Genomic DNA, 17,083 nt, shown 5'->3' on the forward strand with positions numbered 1-17,083 from the left:
GCATGTACAAGACGGGCGATCTGGTGCGTTACCTGCCGGACGGGCGTCTGGAATACCTGGGGCGCCTGGATCAACAGGTGAAGCTGCGCGGCTTCCGCATCGAGCTGGGTGAAATCGAGGCGGTGCTCGCGCGCCATGCCTCGGTGCGACAGGCCCTGGCCCTGGTGCGCGAGGACGTGCCCGGCGACAAGCGGCTGGTGGCCTACGTCACCGGCGACTCGCCCGACGCCTCCGTCCTGCGCGCCCACCTCCTGCGGTCCCTGCCCGAGTACATGGTGCCCTCGGCCTTCGTGGCCCTGGAGGCGCTGCCCCTGACGCCCAACGGCAAGCTCGATCGCAAGGCCCTGCCAGCGCCGGAGGCTTCGCACGGGGGGCTGGAGCAGACCTTCATCCCGCCTCGGGATGCGCTGGAGCTGGTGGTGGCCCGCGTCTTCGAGGAGACGCTGGGGGTGCGGCCGGTCGGAGTGCGCAGCAACTTCTTCGAGCTGGGCGGCCACTCGTTGCTGGCCGTGCGGCTCATGGCGCGCATACGAGAGGCCACGGGCCGCGAGCTACCCCTGGCCACCCTCTTCAGGGCGCCCACGGTGGAGCAGCTCGCCGCGCTGCTGCGGCAGGAGTCCCCGCTGCCCTGGTCCCCGCTCGTCCCCTTGAGTGGTGGTGGCGAGAAGACGCCCCTCTTCCTGGTGCACCCCGTGGGAGGCAACGTCTTCAGCTACACCGGGCTGGCGCGCCAGCTCGGCTCCGAGCGCCCCGTGTTCGGCCTGCAAGCCCAGGGGTTGGATGGGCTCGGTGCTCCGCTGTCCTCGGTGGAGGAGATGGCGGCCCTCTACGTGGAGACGATCCGCACGGTGCAGCCCTCCGGCCCCTACCTGCTGGGCGGCTGGTCGCTGGGTGGCGTCATCGCGTACGAGATGGCTTGCCAGCTCCGTCAACGCGGAGAGGAGGTCGCGCTCGTGGCCCTCATCGACTCGTACGTTCCTCGGGAAGAGGCCTGGCCGGAGCTGAAGCCCGCCGAGGCGGCGGCGCTGTTCCTGCGAGATCTGCTGGGCAGCTTCGGAGCGGAGCTGATGCCGGAGTGGGAGCAGCTCGAGGCCCTGGAGCCGGAGGCGGTGCTGGCACGGGTGCTGGAGGTGGGTGAGCGCAGCGGAGCCCTGCCGCCCGGTGCCGGGATGGATCAGCTCCGCATCCTGCTGCGCGTCTTCGAGAGCAACCTGCGCGCCGGCCAGCGCTACACGCCTTGTACTTCCGATCAGCGGCTGCTGCTGGTGAAGGCAGGCGAGGTCACGGGCCAACCCGAGGACGGGGGGTGGACGGCGATGAGCGGCAGCAACCTCGAGCGCCACGTGCTGCCCGGAAACCACCATGCGTTGCTGCGTGAGCCTCTCGTGCAGCAGCTCGCCGAGATCCTGCGCGAGGCTCTGGCGTCAGACGCCCAGGAGTCACAGCGCCGGGCCCTCCAGGCCTGACCGCCTCGCCCTGTCTCAGGGGCCGGAGCCTGCCTCCGGCCCCTCACCACCAGCATCCCGGTCAGGGAGCCTTGGGTATCCTGTTTCGCAGCTCTGATTTCATGTGTTCCACCGCCGCGTTGGGCCGTCCCATGAAGGCGTCCAGCAGGCGCTCCTCGACGCCCCGCGGCTCCCAGACGGCCGAGGGCTCGAGTCCGAGACACTCGTGAGGCTCCGCCTGTCGCACCATTCCAAGGTTGTCGAAAATCGTGCAGCGGCCGAAGGGGCCCACTGCTTGCCTATATTGGACGATAGGTTGATTGAAACACTCTTCGAGCTTTTTCCACCCAATGCACCTCCAGGAGTCTGAATAGGGGAGGCTGACGACTATCCTGAAGAGGATTGGCTTTGATGCGATCCGGTCCAGATCCGCGTCCGGCTCGGCGGTTCTGTACTCGTAGAAGGCGTCAAACGGTGGTTCGAGCGTCCTCGCATAGCCGAATGAGCCATCGGCGAGGGAAATCATCAAGAACGACCCTGGTTTATACGTTGTCTTCACCTTCTAGTTTCCTGTGTAGGGGTGGAGCTGCCCCCAACGTGTGGTGGAGGCATCATGGAACCGTTGGCCGTGAGGGTTGTCTTTGGCTACGGCACCTCGGTGGGACCCCGGTTGACGCTACCAGTATCTCACCACCAGCCTCCCTGTCAGGGAACCTTGGGTGCGGCAGTGGGGCGATAGGTCTGGATGATCTCCAGGATCCGCTTCTTGGCCTCGGCCTTCCCCGCTGGATCCGCCAGGCGGGGCAGCACCTCGTCCTCCAGCTCCATGATCTTCATGAAACGCGGAGGGGCCTCGGGTGGAGTGGCCTCGGTGAAGTCATCCACCTGCTCGAACACCTCCGCCCAGGTCTCCTGCAGGAGCCGCCAGTAGGCGCCCCTCGCCTTCACGAAGTCCATCGCCTGCTGGCAATCCTTCTCCGGCATCCGCAGGTACCAGTTGCGGCCCACTTCCTCCGCCAGCGGCTTGCGCTCCTCGCCCGCCAGCACCGTCTTCACGTTCTTCTGCCGCTCCACGAAGTGCGAGGGGAACGTGACCAGGCGCGTACCGCGCACCAGCGCCTGGTAGTCCGAGCGCTTCATGTCCCGCGTCTCCCGTCCCGGGATGGGAGCGAAGTTGTCTCCGCACTCCCACTCCAGCCGCTGCCCCTGACCCACCCAGGCGCCCACGCACTGGTAGCGCAGCCCATCGTCCAGGTTCGTCACCCGCCGCGCCCACTGTCCCTGGGGCTTCTCGACCCGCACCTTCTTCCACCGCGACTGTCCCTGGTACTCGAAATAGAAGGCCGGCGCGTACTCCCAGTCCTCCGCCTGGTGGCGCAGCATCGAGCCCTCCATGAACTGGCCCTGCTCATCCAGCGCGAAGAGCACGTGCTGCACGCGGATCTTCCTCCCCTCCTCCACCGGGTAGATCCACTCCAGCACCGTCTTCTTCTGGTTGACGTCGTAGACGCGCTCGTCGCGCGTGTACCCCTGCGCCAACGCCTTCGTCTCGTGGAAGTTGTAGTCCACCAGGAAGCAGCCCCCCATCCTCGACAGGGCCTCCCGTCCCCGCGCGAAGTCCGCGTCCCCCGCCAACTCCGGCGGAGGCGCCCCACTCGAGGCTCCGGCGGACTGCGTCGTCGCACAGCCCCCCGTCCCCAGGGTCAGCACACCCGCCAGACCATATGCCGCAATATTGATAACGATTCGCATTCGCAGGTTCTTCACATGCCCGGGAACCCACCGTCAAGCCGAGGGCACCGCGCACCCCGGCACCTACGAGTGGACTGCCTTCAGCTGAACGTCCGGGGAGACCGGCCTGTCCAACGGCGGAAGGCGTGGTGGAAGGCACTCGGCGCCGAGTAGCCGAGCCGCCAGGCCACCTCGGCGATGGGGGTCTCCGCCTCGAGGAGGACGTGCGCCTGTTGCCGGCGGAAGGCCTCGCGCTCGGCCTCCAGCGAGGTGCCCTCGTCGCGCAGACGGCGCTGCAGCGTGCGGGGACTCATCCGGAGGCGGGCGGCCAGGTGCGCGAGGCTCGCGCCGGATTCGGGCAGCAGCTCGGGCAGCAGGGCCCGGACCTGGTCCGCCACACGGGACGAGGCGGGGAGCCCGGCCATCATCCGATCCGTGGCACGCGCGAGCACTCCCGACAAGCCAGCGTCGGCTCCAGGCAGGGGACGCGCGAGAAGGGCCGCGGGCATCACCAGGACGTCCTGCGGCGCGCGGAAGGAGACGGGCACGCCGAGCACGCGCGCATACTCGGGCGCCTCCACGGGGCGTGGCCCCCGCAGCCGCAGGCGGGCCCCGGGCAGACCGCCCACCAGCCGCCCGCCATTCACGATGAGGTCCGCGAAGACGAGCTGGGCCATCAGCCGGTGTGCGAGGCGTTCGGGCCCGTGGGGATGGTACGTCACCGTCACCCGCCCGGCGTTCCGCTCCAGCGAGAAGCGCTCTCCCTCGCTCCAGAGACGCTGGTAGCGCAGCACGTGCTCCAGTGCGTCGCCGAGCGTGCGGCTGCTCACCATGAGGAAACCGAGCGCATCGAGGTCATCCACGCGCAGGGCCGCGCCCAGGTGCAGCCCGAGACATCCATCTCGCAGCCGGTCCGCCGCCTCCTCCAGGAGGGTGTAGACGGAGAGCAGGGAGACGCGCGCCTCGGGTGCGGAGAGCCGCGCGTGCTCGAGCCCGGAAGCCTCCAGCAGGACATGGCGGGGAAGCCCTCGGGCCTCGGCGGAATCGAGCACCCGGAGCGCCAGCCCGGCCCAGACGGTGGGGCCCGCGGGTGCCGGGCGCGGTTGGCGCGTGGGAGCATTCCTTCTGGCGCGTGGCATCACTCACGTCCGGTGGGGCCTTTCTACATTGAAGACAGAGGAGGCCCCTGGCTGATGGGAATGGATGAGGATAGGCAGACGCGGAGACCGGGAGCACGAGAGGACTTCGTGCGGGACACGTGGTACCCGGTGCTGGAATCGAAGAGGCTGGGCCGCCGGCCCGTGGGAGTCACCCGGCTCGGCCGCCGGCTCGTGCTGTGGCGGGACGCCCAGGGCCGGCCCGTGGTCCAGGAAGCGGCCTGTCCCCACCGGGGCGCCGACCTCTCCAGGGGCCGGGTGGTGAACGGATGCCTGGAGTGCCCCTACCACGGCCTGCGCTTCGCGGCGGAAGGAGCGTGCGTGCGCGTCCCCTGCGACGGTGACGCGCGCCCCATCCGGGCGGACCTGCGGGTGAAGGGGTACGGGGTCCGCGAGGGGCTCGGCCTGGTGTGGCTCTGGTGGGGCGAGGAGCGGGAGGAACTCCCCCCGCTGCCCTGGAGCCAGGAGCTTCCGGAGGCGGGAGCGGGCGCATGTACCGCCACGCTGACCTGGAACGTCCCCTTCCCCCGCGTGATGGAGGGGAACCTGGACCTCCACCACTTCCCCTTCGCTCACCGCCGGTGGGCCCCTGGAATGGGAACCTTGTTGGATCCCTACACGGCGCGCCTCGAGGGTGACGTCATCCACACCCGCGGTGTCCTGCGTGCGGATGACGGCAAACCGTGGAACGGCCGGAGCGGATTCGTGGCGGAGCTCCGGGTGCTGTTTCCCCACCTGGTGCTCCTCCACTTCGGTGCGCTCACCCGGGCCATGGCGGTGGCCACGCCCATCGACGCGGAGAACACCTGGGTGGTCTTCCGCTACCGCAGCGGCCTCCCGCTCCTGGGCGGGCTCGTGGCGTGGTTCCTCGTGCAGACGGAGGTGCGGCTCATCCAGCCGGAAGACCACGCGGTGCTTCGGGACAGTGAGCCCCGGCACCCCGCCCGCGAGGACTTCCATCTGGTGCGGGCGGATGCCGGGATCGCGCTCTGGTACCGCTTGTACGAGCGGCGGCTGGAAGCCCAGCGCCAGACGCTCCCCGCGGGGGAAGGCGTCCAGCGGCGGGCCCTGCCTTGAAGGAGGCGCGGTGGAGGCAGCGCGACGGCCTGCCCCCCGCGCCGGTGACGCCTACCGATCCGGCCGCTGGAAGACGCGCAGGGCGTTGACGAGCGGATCGCCGTAGCCCTCGCGTGGGACGAACCGGAGGTTGAGCTGACCGTCGGTGACCTCGAGGAAGAAGCTGTGGTCATCCGCCGTCCGCCGGCCCACCTCTCCGGCGATGTCATGCGCCGGCAGCAGGAGGGTCTGCTCGCCCACCACGTCGAAGACGCGCTCCAGACGATCCTCGTTCTGGATCTCCGCGAAGCGCAGATCGATCTGATACACGCCCGGCGACAGGCCATCGAAGCGGTACTCGAAGAAGCCCTTGCGTCCCGTCTGGTAGAGCGGATCGTCCTCCGTGCCGGCAATGGAGGAGCTGGTCCGCGCCGTGCGTGACGAGTCGACATACCCCCAGCGTCCGGCGCTGAACCGCTGGTCGGCCGCCCAGGCGTTGCCCGCGCGATCGACGTAGGCGCCATCGCCCGCGTTCACCCCCTGGTAATACTCCGGGACGATCATCACGACGCGGACCTGCTGCCTGGGCGTGCGCCCGCTGTTGCTCTGGAGGTGCAACGTGGCGTGGTAGACGCCCGGCTCCAGGCCGGTGGCATCGACCGTGACGGTGATCCGCTGGCTGCCGCCCGCGGCCAACGTCCCGCTCTCGGGGCTCTCCGAGATCCAGGGCACGTCCGTGAAGAGCGGCACGCCGCTCTCGATGAGGTACGCCTGGCGGCTGTTCTGGCCGATCGTCCACAGGTTGCCCTGATCATCCAGCTCCAGGCCCGCACCACTGAAGCCGGCGTCCGGGTGCGCCAGGGTCGCCAGCACCGTGCAGGTGTCCGGGTTGAGTTCGTAAATGGTGTCGGTCGGGCTGTTGGTGGCCATCCAGAGCACGTTGAAGGCCGGGTTCCACGCCAGACCGGAGATGCTTCCATCCGCCGGGTTGCACTGGCCGATGACGGTGCCGCGGTCCGGATGGGACAGGCCCTTGACGTGGTAGATGATGCCCTCGTTCCAACCACCGATGTAGAAGGTGTCGTCATCGGGCCGGTAGGCCAGACCACGCTGCGAGATCCCCGTCCAGGGGAACGCGCCCGTGATGGAGTCCACCACGTTGCCGGTGGCGGGATCCCAGCAGTAGATGCCGTTGTCACCGCCAACGTTGACCTGGCACATCAGGCCGCGGCCCTCGTCGTAGGCCATGTCACCCGGCCACGCCCCCGCCCACGGTGCCAGCCAGCTGCGCCCCGTGATCGCCCCATCCACGGTGAACTCGTGGTTGCTCACGTTGAAGAGATTCGAGAGCCAGACGTTGCCCGTGAAGCCCACGCCCCAGGGCTGCTCGAGTCCCGTCGGCCAGCTGTGCAGGACGTCTCCCACCAGCGTTGGACTCCAGCCGGGAAGCGGCTCGCCGCCGAAGACCTCCCGCGTGGTGTGGCTGAGCGGGTCGAACTTCAGGCCACGGGTGAGCCCGCGCCGGGGGACGACGCTCGCCCGCGCTCCACCCGTCTCGCGAAACCTCCACTCCAGGGGCGCGGAGCCGGTGTTACGCAGGGTCAGGAACTGGGTCCGCCGCTCGCCCCTCGGCACGATGAACTCGAGCACGGTGGGTGAGAGGACGGCATTCGCCGTGCGCAACACCCAGTTCCGCGTCACCACCTCGCCATCCGTGGAGAGCGTCACCGTGTCCGTCTCGGTGACGTAGTTGGGCGCGGAGGCCTCCAGCGTGTACGTGCCCAGGAAGAGCTGCATGCGGTAGCGGCCGTCCGCGCCGGTGGTCGTCTCGCGAACCACCGTGCCCCCGGAGAGAGCGCGCACGGTGGCACCCGCGATGGGCAGGCCGTCGTTGGCGTCGGTCACCACGCCCTCGACGAAGCCGTTGGGCGGCAGGGTGAAGCGGATGGCCCGCTCATCGCGCAGCGAGGCGGTATCGAACGAGTACTGCAGCGCGTCGGTGCCCGTCTCGTTCTCGATGCCCACCGTGGCCGACTCGCCCCTGTCCAGCCCGGTGCCCCCGATGTTCCGGTACTGCATGAGGATCTGTCCCCGCTCGGTGAGGATGATCTCGAGGTCGATGCGCTGGGACGTGTCGGCGAGGAAGGCCACGTTGCGCCACTCGACGATGAACTCGCGCTCCGGCGCCGTGCCACGCGTCAGCGTCAGGACGCTGGACTCCCCGTCGACGAAGAGATCATCCCAGAGGGCATAGACCGCCGCGTTCGGCGGATTCGGGTTGGGGATGGACTCGTTGAAGAAGTTCGCGTTGGGCGCGAGGAAGTTCAGGTTGCCGTTGGTGGAGATGTAGGCGGAGCCGTACGTCCGGCCATACAAGGTGAAGGGGAAGGGCAGCGACACCAGGACCACGCTGTCGTCACCGCTCAGCGGGAGCGGCGTGGTGGCCTCGACATAGGTGGACGCCTCGTACCGGCAGGAGTAGCCATAGGCATCCGTCCGGGACTCCAGCACCAGGTCCAGCGACTCGTCGCCATCCACGACCAGGTGCTCGGTGCGTGGCAGGAAGCAGCCGTCCGCTTCCACCCGCACGTCGTACTCACCTTCCGGCACGCGCTCGAAACGCCAGGCGCCGGCCGCGTCGGTGAGGGTGGTGGGAAGGGGGGTGCCCAGGAGGGTGACGCGGGCGAAGGCGATGGGAGACCCGGAAGAGTCGAGCACCCGGCCCGAGACGGTATGCGCGGGCACCGGGACCAGCGAGAAGTCCAGGGGGGTGACATCGCCCTCCGTCACCTCCACATCCGCCACGACCTGGCGCCCATAACCGAAGAAGGAAGCGGAGACGTTGTACGTCCCCGTGGAGAGCGTCAGGGAATACCGGCCCTCCTCATCCGTGAACGCCTCCCGCGTGATGGGACCCTCGGCCAGGACGCGCGCACCGACAATGGGATCGCCGGTGGAGACATCGGTCACCACACCGCGCAGGATGCCGGTGGGGCCCGTGGGAGAGCGCTCCACGGCGGCGAAGGCGTCGAGCTGGCCCTCGCCCCAGACGTTGTTGTCCGCCGGGGTGCCGCCGCAGCTCAGGTCCTCCCGGTCCACCGCCGACGCGTCCAGCAGGGTGCGGGTGCCCGCCACGTCTCCCATCAGCGAGGGAGCCGCGGACCACATCAGCGCCACCGTGGCCGCCGCGTGGGGCGTGGCCATGGAGGTGCCACTGAAGACATCATAGCCATTGCCCGGGACGCTGCTGCGCACGTTCACGCCGGGCGCCGCGATGTCTGGCTTGATGAGACCGTCGAACGCCGAGGGGCCCCGGAGGGAGAAGGGGGCGATGAACCCGTTGATGTCGAAGGCGCCCACCGCGTAGCTCTCGGGGTACGCGCCCGGCACGCTCGCGCTATTGCAGGAAGCCACATCGAAGGCGTTGCCCACGGCGAAGGCGGGGAAGATGCCCGCGGCGACCCAGGCCTGCACGATGGGCCGGAAGAAGGGGTCCGTCGGCCCGTCTCCCCACGAGTTGCTGACGATGTGCGGCCGTAGATCCGGCCGCGGGTTGTTGCCACTCAGGTCGGTGGGGGCGAGCATCCACTGGCCGGCGGCCAGCAGGGCCTCGGTCGTGCAGCTCAGGTCCTCGCATCCCTTGGCGGTGATCCACCGCACGCCCGGCGCCACGCCAATCTGATTGCCGCTGTCATCATCGCCCGCCATGGTGCCCATGGTGTGCGTGCCGTGGCCGACGTTGTCGCAGGGCGCCAGCGAGGGGCTGCCGCAGATGCTGGAGGGATCGAACCAGTTGTAGTTGTGGTCGAGGGTGCCGTCCGGGAGCCGTCCGCGGTACTGCCGTGCCAGCGCGGGGTGATCGAACTGGACGCCGGTGTCGATGCTGGCGATGACGATGCCCTCGCCGCGGGTGCCGAAGGTGGACCAGACCTCGGGAGCGCGGATACGGGAGATGTTCCACTCGATGTCGGAAGGGGTCGGCAGCCGCGTGCCGGGGATCGGCGTCGGGATGCGGTACTCCTCCTCCTGGAGGACGCGCTCGACATCCGGCCGGCTGGCCAGCGCCTTGAGGGTCGCATCGTCCGCCTTCACGCGGATGGCGTTGACGAGCCAGAACGGCTGGTGGTCCACACCGTTGCTCCGCAGTTGGTTGCGGAGATCACCCTGGCTGCTCCGGGCCACGGACTGGAGCTGCTCCATGACGAAGCGTCCGCGGGCATTCCAGTCCTTCATCCCGAAGGCCGGGCTCAAGTCCGCCTGCTGACGGAGGACGACCCAGGCGGTGCGGGCCGGGGTGGGCGGTGCTGGGTCCGGCGTACCTGGAGGGGTGTCTGGTTTGCACGCTTGCAGGAGCACGGCCAACGACATGAAGAGTGCGAGCAGCCGTGCACTCCATCGGACATCGAGGAACGAGATTCTCAGCCTGGACATGACTCTCCCTCGCCGCTCGAGAAAGAGCGGCTGGCATTGCGATGGATGGTGAGGTTTGACCTTTCTTTGGGTTCACGCGTTATGAGCCATTTCGCGCCACCCATCCATCGGTCGACGGTGCCGGAGAGCGCCACGCCGACAACAGCTCCACGGCGCGCTCATGTCTCGAATTCCAAGCAGACATTGGAGCGCACGCCGGGGCGTCCCACCCGGGAGCCGCCCTACTTCTTGTCCGAAGGCGGAGGCCGGCTCGCGGGCCGCTCGGGCCGCGGCGTGCGCGCCTTCGCGGCGGGCTGAGCGGCCGGGGCCTGGGCAGCGGCCGCCTCCGGTCTCACGGTGTGGTTCAGCACCCGGATCTCGTTGTCGAAGATGCCGCTCTTGAGCACCACCTTGCCCAGATCATCGATGGCCGGCGCACCGGTCCGGAAGGCGTAGCGATCCGCCACGAGGATGGGCGCTCCTCCCGGCGGGGTAATCCAAACGCTGTAGTTCCTGGCGTTGAGATCGGCCCGCATCCGGATGTGGTAGCTCTTGTAGGGATCGTACTCCACCCGGGCGAGGGCCTCGTAGACAGCACCCCGGCGCACGTCGAAGGTGCCATTCCGATTCAGGCGGATGGAGAGCGGCAGCTCGTTGTAGGTGGTGGCGTTGGTGGAGGTGTCCGTGTAGCCGATGACGGCATCGACGGGCTCGGTGAGCGGCGTCACGTCGAACTCCACCACCCGGACGCCGGTGTTGGCGGTGCCCAGGCTCTGCACGCTGGGGCCGAAGGAGATGGACGCCACCCACCCGCCCGGGGCCCGCATCTTGTAACGCTGCAGCGCCTCGGTGAAGTAGTAGTCCGTGTAGATGAGGCTCGCGTTGACATCCTCCCCCCTCTCGAAGAACCCCACGCCCCCCTTGATGACACCGGGGCTGTTGCTGGTGCCCATGACCAGGTAGCCCGGAGCGCTGAGGGCATCCAGCGTGGCGAGGGCCGCGTTCCGGTAGCGCTGGGAGATGACCGGATCCCGGACATACGCGCTCAACTCCATCATCGCCGAGGCGGCGATGGCGGCGGCGGAGGAGTCCTTCTGCTGGGGTGCCTGGGGATGGAAGTCCCAGTTGGGGATGAAGTCCGCGGGCAGATTGTTCAGGTAGAAGTCGGTGACCTTCTGCGCGGTGGCCAGCATCTGCGGATCCGTCGTGTACCGGTAGGCCATGGTGAAGCCATACATGGCCCAGGCATGGCCTCGGGCCCAGGTGGCCTTCGACTGGTCCGCACACCGCGAACAGCCCTGGAACGTGCCCTTGGAGCGGATGGCGCCCGTGCGGGAGTAATCCACCACGTGCCAGGTGCTGCCGTCCGGGCGGACCATGTCGTTCATGGTCTTGCGGGCATGGCTGAGCGCCTTGTCGTTCATGTTCGCGTCGCCCCCGTTCCGGGCCGCCCAGAAGAGCAGCTCCAGATTCATCATGGTGTCGGTGACCATGGGGACGTCCCACTGCGAGTTCCAATCGCAGCAGTCGATGATGCCCACTGTCGGGTTGTAGCGGGTGGCCAGCGAGCGCGCGGCGGTGACCAGGACGCCCGAGTAGGTGGCATTGCCCGTCAGGCGGTAGCCCTGGCCATAGCTGGTGAAGAACTTGAAGCCCATGTCATGCGTGGTGGTGTTGTTCTGCTGCACCGCCAGGGGCGTGGTCCAGGCTTCCGCCCGCGTCCGCCAGGCGGGGTCCCGGGTCTTGTCGTACATCTGCCAGAGCAGACCGGGGAAGAACCCCTGCGTCCATCCGGCGAGGTCATTGGCGGCGACGGTCGTCCAGCGCCCGGAGTTCAGCGGGCTCGTCTTGGGGTACTGGCCCGGCGTGCCCTGCGCGGCCGTCCAGAACATCTGGTGTTGAGAGAACTGCAGGGAATAGTCCGCCTTCGTCTCGTTGAAGTCGGCACGGGCCGGACCCGCCAGCAAGCCCAGACACCCCACCACTCCCCCGGCGAACATTCTTGCTCGATTCCTGGCAATCATTGCCATTCCTCCCTCCCTTGTTGGCGGGGAAGATGGGGCACGTGGGCCCGGAGACCATTGGCTCATTGGTGGACGAAGGGTTGACGTGAGGACGCGTCCCCCTCCCTCCCGGCCCATTCCGGCGCCTTCCCGCCGGGGTGTCAGGGTGCCAGGGGCCGGGGAGGCCGCGGAGGGCCGCCCAGGCGGTCCCTGTCCCGCTCCATGTACTGGCGGGTCTTGCGCTCCTCCCACCGCTCGCTGAGGACGGTCCCCTCCAGGAGCACGGCGAGCGCATGCATCATCACCACGATGCCCCAGCCGATGAGCGGCCAGAAGAACCAGGGCCCGCCGGGGGTCACCGCGTCGATGACGAACAAGCCGAGGTTCACCACGAGGTACCACAGGAAGTGCATGTAGAAATCGCGTAAGGCCGTGACGCGCTTGTGCGCGCGCTCGTATGCCTGCTTGTCATTCTCGAGGTCTGGCATGGGGGCGCCTCCACCTTCAAAGCTGGGGAGCGGTGCCCGCCCGCGTCCAGTGGCACCCGGGGGCGGCTTGTCCCCGCGCGGGCGGAGCACACCTTCCGGCGAGGGAGGGTGTTGCCATGGCGGAACGATGGGTCGGGCGCCCGGGCCGGTGAAGCAGAGGCGTCCCACGGCACGCCTGGAGGAAGCGCCGGCCTGGTGCGGAACACGGGAGGCCCTGCTGTCACGGCTGGCGTGCGCGTCCGGAGGCCTGTCCCAGGACGAGGCCACGGAGCGGCTCGTCCGGTATGGGCCCAACACCCCGGGGCGGCCCGCCCGGCGCCCGGTCTGGGTGGAGTTCCTCCGGCGCTTCGCCAACCCGCTCGTGCTGGTGCTGCTGGTGGCCAGCGGGGTGGCGTTCCTCACGCATGAGCTGACGAGCTCCGCCATCATCGCCAGCATCGTGCTGATGAGCGTGACGCTGGACTTCGTCCAGGAGCGGCGCGCGGACAACGCGGCGGAGCGCCTGCGCACCTCCGTGGCCCTGAAGGCCACCGTGCTCCGGGACGGCGCCGAGCGGGAGGTGCCCGCGGGGGAGCTCGTCCCGGGCGACGTGGTGCTGCTGTCGGCGGGCAGCCTGGTGCCGGCGGACGCCCGGCTGCTGGAGGCGAGGGATCTCTTCGTCAACCAGGCCCTGCTCACCGGCGAGCCCTACCCGGTGGAGAAGCAGCCGGGAGACGAACCACCAGGGACGGAGCCCTCCGAGGCGCGCAACGCCATCTTCATGGGCACCTCCATCATCAGCGGCACGGGGCGGGCGCTCGTCTTCGCCACGGGGGCGCGTACCACGGTGGGGGACATCGCCCGGGCGCTCGCCGAGCCCGTGCCCTCCACCACCTTCGAGCGGGAGACGCGCCACTTCGGCCTGATGCTGATGCGGCTGACGGTGCTGCTGGTGCTCTTCGTCCTGCTGGTGGCCGTCCAGGCGCACCGGCCGCTGCTGGAGTCCTTCCTCTTCGCGGTGGCGCTGGCGGTGGGGCTGACGCCCGAGCTGCTGCCCATGGTGCTGTCGGTGACGCTCTCGCGCGGGGCCATGCGGATGGCGGCGCGGCAGGTCATCGTCAAGCGGCTGAGCGCGGTGCACGACCTGGGCAGCATGGACGTGCTGTGCACGGACAAGACGGGCACCCTCACCGAGGCCCGCATCCGCCTGGAGCGGCACGAGGACGCCACGGGGCGCGAGAGCGAGCAGGTGCTGCGGTGGGCCTGGCTCAACAGCCACTTCGAGTCCGGGCTGCGCAGCCCCATGGACGAGGCCATCCTCGCCCACTCGGAGGTGGAGGCACGCGGCTGGCGCAAGGTGGACGAGGTGCCCTTCGACTTCGAGCGGCGGCGGGTGTCCGTACTGCTGGAGCACGAGGGCCGCCGGGTGCTGGTGGTGAAGGGAGCGCCCGAGGACATGCTGGCCCGCTGCACCCGGTACGAGCTGGACGGGGTGCCGCGCGAGCTGGATGCCCAGGCCCGGACGCGGGTGCGGGCGCGCTTCGAGGCCCTGGGCGCGGAGGGCTTCCGGGTGCTGGCGGTGGCCTGGCGCGAGGAGGCCCCGGACATGCAGGTGGCCCACCTGGACGACGAGACGGAGCTGGTGCTCGCGGGCTTCGCCTCCTTCCTGGATCCGCCCAAGGAGAGCGCGCGGCCCGCGTTGGAGGCCCTCGTCCGCGCGGGGGTGAAGGTGAAGGTGGTGACGGGCGACAACGAGCGGGTGGCGTTACACGTCTGCCGCCAGCTCGGGCTGGAGGTGGAGGGGGTGCTCACCGGCGCGGAGGTGGGGACGATGGACGAGCCCGCCCTCCGGGTGCGCGCCGAGCGCACCACGCTCTTCGCCCGCGTCTCTCCGGGACAGAAGAGCCGCGTCATCCACGCGCTGCGCGGGCGCGGGCACGTGGTGGGCTACCTGGGTGACGGCATCAACGACGCCCCCTCGCTGCACGCGGCGGATGTGGGCATCTCGGTGGACAGCGCGGTGGACGTGGCCCGCGAGGCAGCGGACCTGTTGCTGCTGCGCCATGACCTGGCCGTGCTGTACGACGGCGTCCTCGAGGGCCGGCGCACCTTCGGCAACGTGATGAAGTACATCCGCATGGGGACCAGCTCCAACTTCGGCAACATGCTGAGCATGGCCGGGGCCTCGGTGCTGCTGCCGTTCCTCCCCATGCGCCCCATTCAAATCCTGCTCAACAACCTCCTCTACGACGTGTCGGAGCTGGCCATCCCCCTGGACGAGGTGGATCCAGAGCAGCTGGAGCGGCCCACCCGGTGGGATCTGCGCTTCGTCCGGCTCTTCATGGCGGTGCTCGGCACGCTCAGCTCCGTGTTCGACGCGGCCACCTTCGGCGTGCTGTTGCTCTTCTTCCACGCGGGCCCGGCGCTCTTCCAGACCAGCTGGTTCATGGAGTCGCTCACCACGCAGGTGCTGGTCATCTTCGTCATCCGCACCCGCCGCCATCCCCTGCGCAGCCGGCCCTCACCGTGGCTGGTGGCCAGCTCGCTGGGGGCGGTGCTGGTGGCGAACGTGCTGCCCTTCACCTCTCTGGGGCGCTGGTTCGGCTTCGAGCCCCCTCCGCCGGCGCTGCTGGGAGTGCTCGCGGTGCTCGTGGTGGGCTACCTGCTGTCGGCCGAGCTCCTCAAGCGCTGGTTCTTCCGCCGCTACGTCTGAGGGCCGCTCGCGTTCCTGTCTGACGATGGGGCGCTCCCCCTCCGGTTCCATCCCAACGACTGGCGGACGCCCGGGCTCTTCCCCAGCTTGTAGATCGGACATCCGTCCCCTCCCTTCGCACCTCCATTGGAGACGAACATGCCCGTCCTGTTCGCGCTTGGCGCCCTCGTCATCCCCCGGCTGTTGACGCTCATCCTGTGGTTCTTCACCGGCTGGTTCCGGGGCATGTTCGACACGCTGCTCTGGCCCATCCTCGGCTTCATCTTCCTGCCCACCACCCTGCTCTGGTACTCGGCCGTGCAGCACTGGTTCGGCGGGCAGTGGACGCTCTGGCCCGTCGTGGGGTTGGTCCTCTCCTTGATGACCGACGTGTGGAGCCGGCATGGACGCGCTGGCCAACGCGAGTCCCAGCCGCCCCGTCGCACACGGGCCCCGCGCCGCACCGTCCCGGCGTAGTCTCGTCCATGCGTGTGGGTAGGCATCCGCTGACTCGGCCTTCCTTCTCGCGGCCAGTCCCGGCTCGACACGTTCCAGCCCCTGTACCGTGAAACACCCCAGACGCCACCTTCAGGCTGGACTCAAGGACAAGGGGGGCGCACATGCCAGCGCCACAGGGCAAGAAGCAATGGACGGTCATGGTCTGGATGGCCGGTGACAACAACCTCGAGGACGCGGCCCTGGATGATCTCCAGGAGCTCAAACAGGTCGGCTCGACGGATGACGTCGACATCCTCGTCCAGCTCGACAAGATGGGCGACCAGCAGACGCGCCGCTACCATGTCCGCAAGGGGACCACGGCGGATGAGGACATCGTCGAGGAGCTCGGGGAGACGAACACCGGCGATCCCCAGTGCGCCATCGACTTCTTCAGATGGGGCATCCAGCGCAGCCCGGCGAACCACTACCTCACCGTGCTGTGGAACCACGGCTCGGGCATCGATGAGAGCAACGTGTACCGGCTGGCGTCACGGCTCGGCGTGAAGATCGAGCGCCGCGCCAGGCCCACCCGGGACACCGTGCCCCTGGGCCGCGTCCACGGCGCCATGGCCCATGGCTACCACCGCGCGCTCTTCGGCACGACGGTGCTCTCCGCGCTCCAGGACAGGGCCATCGCCTACGACGACACCTCCCGGGACTTCCTCGACAACATGGAGCTGAAGCAGGTCCTGTCGGAGGTCAAGAAGCGGACGCGGAGGAAGATCGACCTGGTCGGCTTCGACGCCTGCCTCATGAACATGCTCGAGCTGGCGTACGAGCTGCGCGGGGTGACGGACTTCGTCGTCGGCTCCGAGGAGAGCGAGCCAGGGGATGGCTGGCCCTACGACACCATCCTGGCGGACCTCGTGGCGAAGCCGGGGATGTCCGCGCAGGAGTTGGGCTCCACCATCGTCAAGCGCTACGTGGAGTCGTACGCGCGCGAGGAGGTGACCCAATCGCTGCTGGACCTGCGGCAGGCGCCCAAGATGGCGGAGGCGGTGGACGCGCTCGCCTCCGTGATGTTGACGCTCATCAAGAATCCCATGGGGTTCGTCGCGGTGCATCGCGCCATCAAGGCCACCCAGGCCTATGCCTTCCCGGACTTCATCGACCTGGGCGATCTGGTCAATCAGCTCCTCAAGGAGCTGAAGAAAGTCAGCCCGGCGATGGAAGAACACACCCTCGCGCTGCTGAAGAAGGGGCCCGACCTCCTCCGCTCGTTCGTCGTCGCCGAGGCCCACAAGGGAAAGACGGTGGCGCGCTCGACGGGAGTCACCATCTACTGCCCTACCCCGCGCAGCTCGGTGTCGGTCGTCTATGACCGCCTCGCCTTCGCGAAGAAGACGCACTGGGACGACTTCATCCAGGCCTATGCCTGAGGTGCCGGGAGACGGGTCGCGGGGTGAGTTCTGTCCCCGGGGAACGAGCCCGGAGACGGAGCGGGCATGCGCCGTGCTCGCACGAGAGGCCCCTGGATGGATTGCCTCGCGTGCCCGGCACCCCGAACTTCGAGAGAGGGCAGAGGCCCACCGCCGAAGGAGGGGCACCATGTCGCACCACCCGCCAGAGCCGCCCGCGTCCGGCACGGACCGGACGGAAGACTCCCGCGAGGACTCCCGCGAGC

Annotated in this window: 11 protein-coding genes; 5 read left to right on the top strand and 6 right to left on the bottom strand. The window is 68.9% G+C overall.

All coding sequences use genetic code 11. From position 1 onward, the window contains the following. Window positions 1-1,466, top strand: a 1,466-nt coding sequence (locus tag Q664_RS10415) for a non-ribosomal peptide synthetase (protein WP_052517927.1), incomplete at its 5' end; no start/stop codon positions are given. Between the two features lie 61 nt (window positions 1,467-1,527). Here Q664_RS10415 and Q664_RS10420 read toward each other — a convergent pair. The 3 genes from Q664_RS10420 to Q664_RS10430 all read right to left on the bottom strand — a co-directional run bounded on the left by Q664_RS10420 (window position 1,528) and on the right by Q664_RS10430 (window position 4,315). After that, on the bottom strand, window positions 1,528-2,004 hold the full coding sequence (locus tag Q664_RS10420) for an Imm26 family immunity protein (RefSeq protein WP_152622019.1): 477 nt from the start codon (window positions 2,002-2,004) through the stop codon (window positions 1,528-1,530). Window positions 2,005-2,150: 146 nt separating this feature from the next. Beyond that, window positions 2,151-3,197, bottom strand: a complete 1,047-nt coding sequence (locus Q664_RS10425) for a DUF6607 family protein (protein ID WP_152622020.1) — start codon at window positions 3,195-3,197, stop codon at window positions 2,151-2,153. Window positions 3,198-3,277: 80 nt separating this feature from the next. Next, window positions 3,278-4,315 (bottom strand): AraC family transcriptional regulator, encoded by a 1,038-nt coding sequence (locus tag Q664_RS10430; protein ID WP_043392956.1) that lies wholly within the window; start codon window positions 4,313-4,315, stop codon window positions 3,278-3,280. 108 nt (window positions 4,316-4,423) lie between these two features. On the opposite strand from Q664_RS10430, the gene Q664_RS10435 reads away from it, so the two are divergent. After that, the gene (locus tag Q664_RS10435) at window positions 4,424-5,410 is read left to right on the top strand and encodes an aromatic ring-hydroxylating oxygenase subunit alpha (RefSeq protein ID WP_235216633.1); all 987 of its coding nucleotides are present in this window, start codon (window positions 4,424-4,426) and stop codon (window positions 5,408-5,410) included. 51 nt (window positions 5,411-5,461) lie between these two features. Here Q664_RS10435 and Q664_RS51890 read toward each other — a convergent pair whose 3' ends face one another. From Q664_RS51890 to Q664_RS10450, 3 genes are all read right to left on the bottom strand, one after another. Then, window positions 5,462-9,820: a carboxypeptidase regulatory-like domain-containing protein gene (locus Q664_RS51890; protein ID WP_084609697.1), complete on the bottom strand. Its 4,359-nt coding sequence runs from the start codon at window positions 9,818-9,820 to the stop codon at window positions 5,462-5,464. Window positions 9,821-10,041: 221 nt separating this feature from the next. Beyond that, window positions 10,042-11,799, bottom strand: a complete 1,758-nt coding sequence (locus Q664_RS10445; RefSeq protein ID WP_052517929.1) for a glycoside hydrolase family 88 protein — start codon at window positions 11,797-11,799, stop codon at window positions 10,042-10,044. Window positions 11,800-11,963: 164 nt separating this feature from the next. After that, window positions 11,964-12,290: a 2TM domain-containing protein gene (locus Q664_RS10450; RefSeq protein WP_052517930.1), complete on the bottom strand. Its 327-nt coding sequence runs from the start codon at window positions 12,288-12,290 to the stop codon at window positions 11,964-11,966. Between the two features lie 148 nt (window positions 12,291-12,438). Here Q664_RS10450 and mgtA point away from each other — a divergent pair, with 148 nt between their 5' ends. From mgtA to Q664_RS10460, 3 genes are all read left to right on the top strand, one after another. Further along, window positions 12,439-14,982, top strand: a complete 2,544-nt coding sequence (gene mgtA, locus Q664_RS10455) for a magnesium-translocating P-type ATPase (protein ID WP_200883681.1) — start codon at window positions 12,439-12,441, stop codon at window positions 14,980-14,982. A gap of 138 nt (window positions 14,983-15,120) precedes the next feature. Continuing rightward, window positions 15,121-15,438, top strand: a complete 318-nt coding sequence (locus Q664_RS51895) for a hypothetical protein (protein WP_052517931.1) — start codon at window positions 15,121-15,123, stop codon at window positions 15,436-15,438. 143 nt (window positions 15,439-15,581) lie between these two features. After that, the gene (locus Q664_RS10460; protein WP_043392959.1) at window positions 15,582-16,838 is read left to right on the top strand and encodes a clostripain-related cysteine peptidase; all 1,257 of its coding nucleotides are present in this window, start codon (window positions 15,582-15,584) and stop codon (window positions 16,836-16,838) included. Window positions 16,839-17,083 lie beyond the last annotated feature (245 nt).

This window comes from Archangium violaceum Cb vi76, assembly GCF_000733295.1.
Taxonomy (GTDB): Bacteria; Myxococcota; Myxococcia; order Myxococcales; family Myxococcaceae; genus Archangium; species Archangium violaceum.

Bases quoted from the DNA above. Each gene is read 5' to 3' on its own strand.
- Q664_RS10425 (WP_152622020.1), bottom strand. From the start codon at position 3,197: ATGCGAATCGTTATCAATATTGCGGCATATGGTCTGGCGGGTGTGCTG.
- Q664_RS10430 (WP_043392956.1), bottom strand. From the start codon at position 4,315: ATGCCACGCGCCAGAAGGAATGCTCCCACGCGCCAACCGCGCCCGGCA.
- Q664_RS51890 (WP_084609697.1), bottom strand. From the start codon at position 9,820: ATGTCCAGGCTGAGAATCTCGTTCCTCGATGTCCGATGGAGTGCACGG.
- Q664_RS10445 (WP_052517929.1), bottom strand. From the start codon at position 11,799: ATGTTCGCCGGGGGAGTGGTGGGGTGTCTGGGCTTGCTGGCGGGTCCG.
- Q664_RS10450 (WP_052517930.1), bottom strand. From the start codon at position 12,290: ATGCCAGACCTCGAGAATGACAAGCAGGCATACGAGCGCGCGCACAAG.
- Q664_RS51895 (WP_052517931.1), top strand. From the start codon at position 15,121: ATGCCCGTCCTGTTCGCGCTTGGCGCCCTCGTCATCCCCCGGCTGTTG.
- Q664_RS10460 (WP_043392959.1), top strand. From the start codon at position 15,582: ATGCCAGCGCCACAGGGCAAGAAGCAATGGACGGTCATGGTCTGGATG.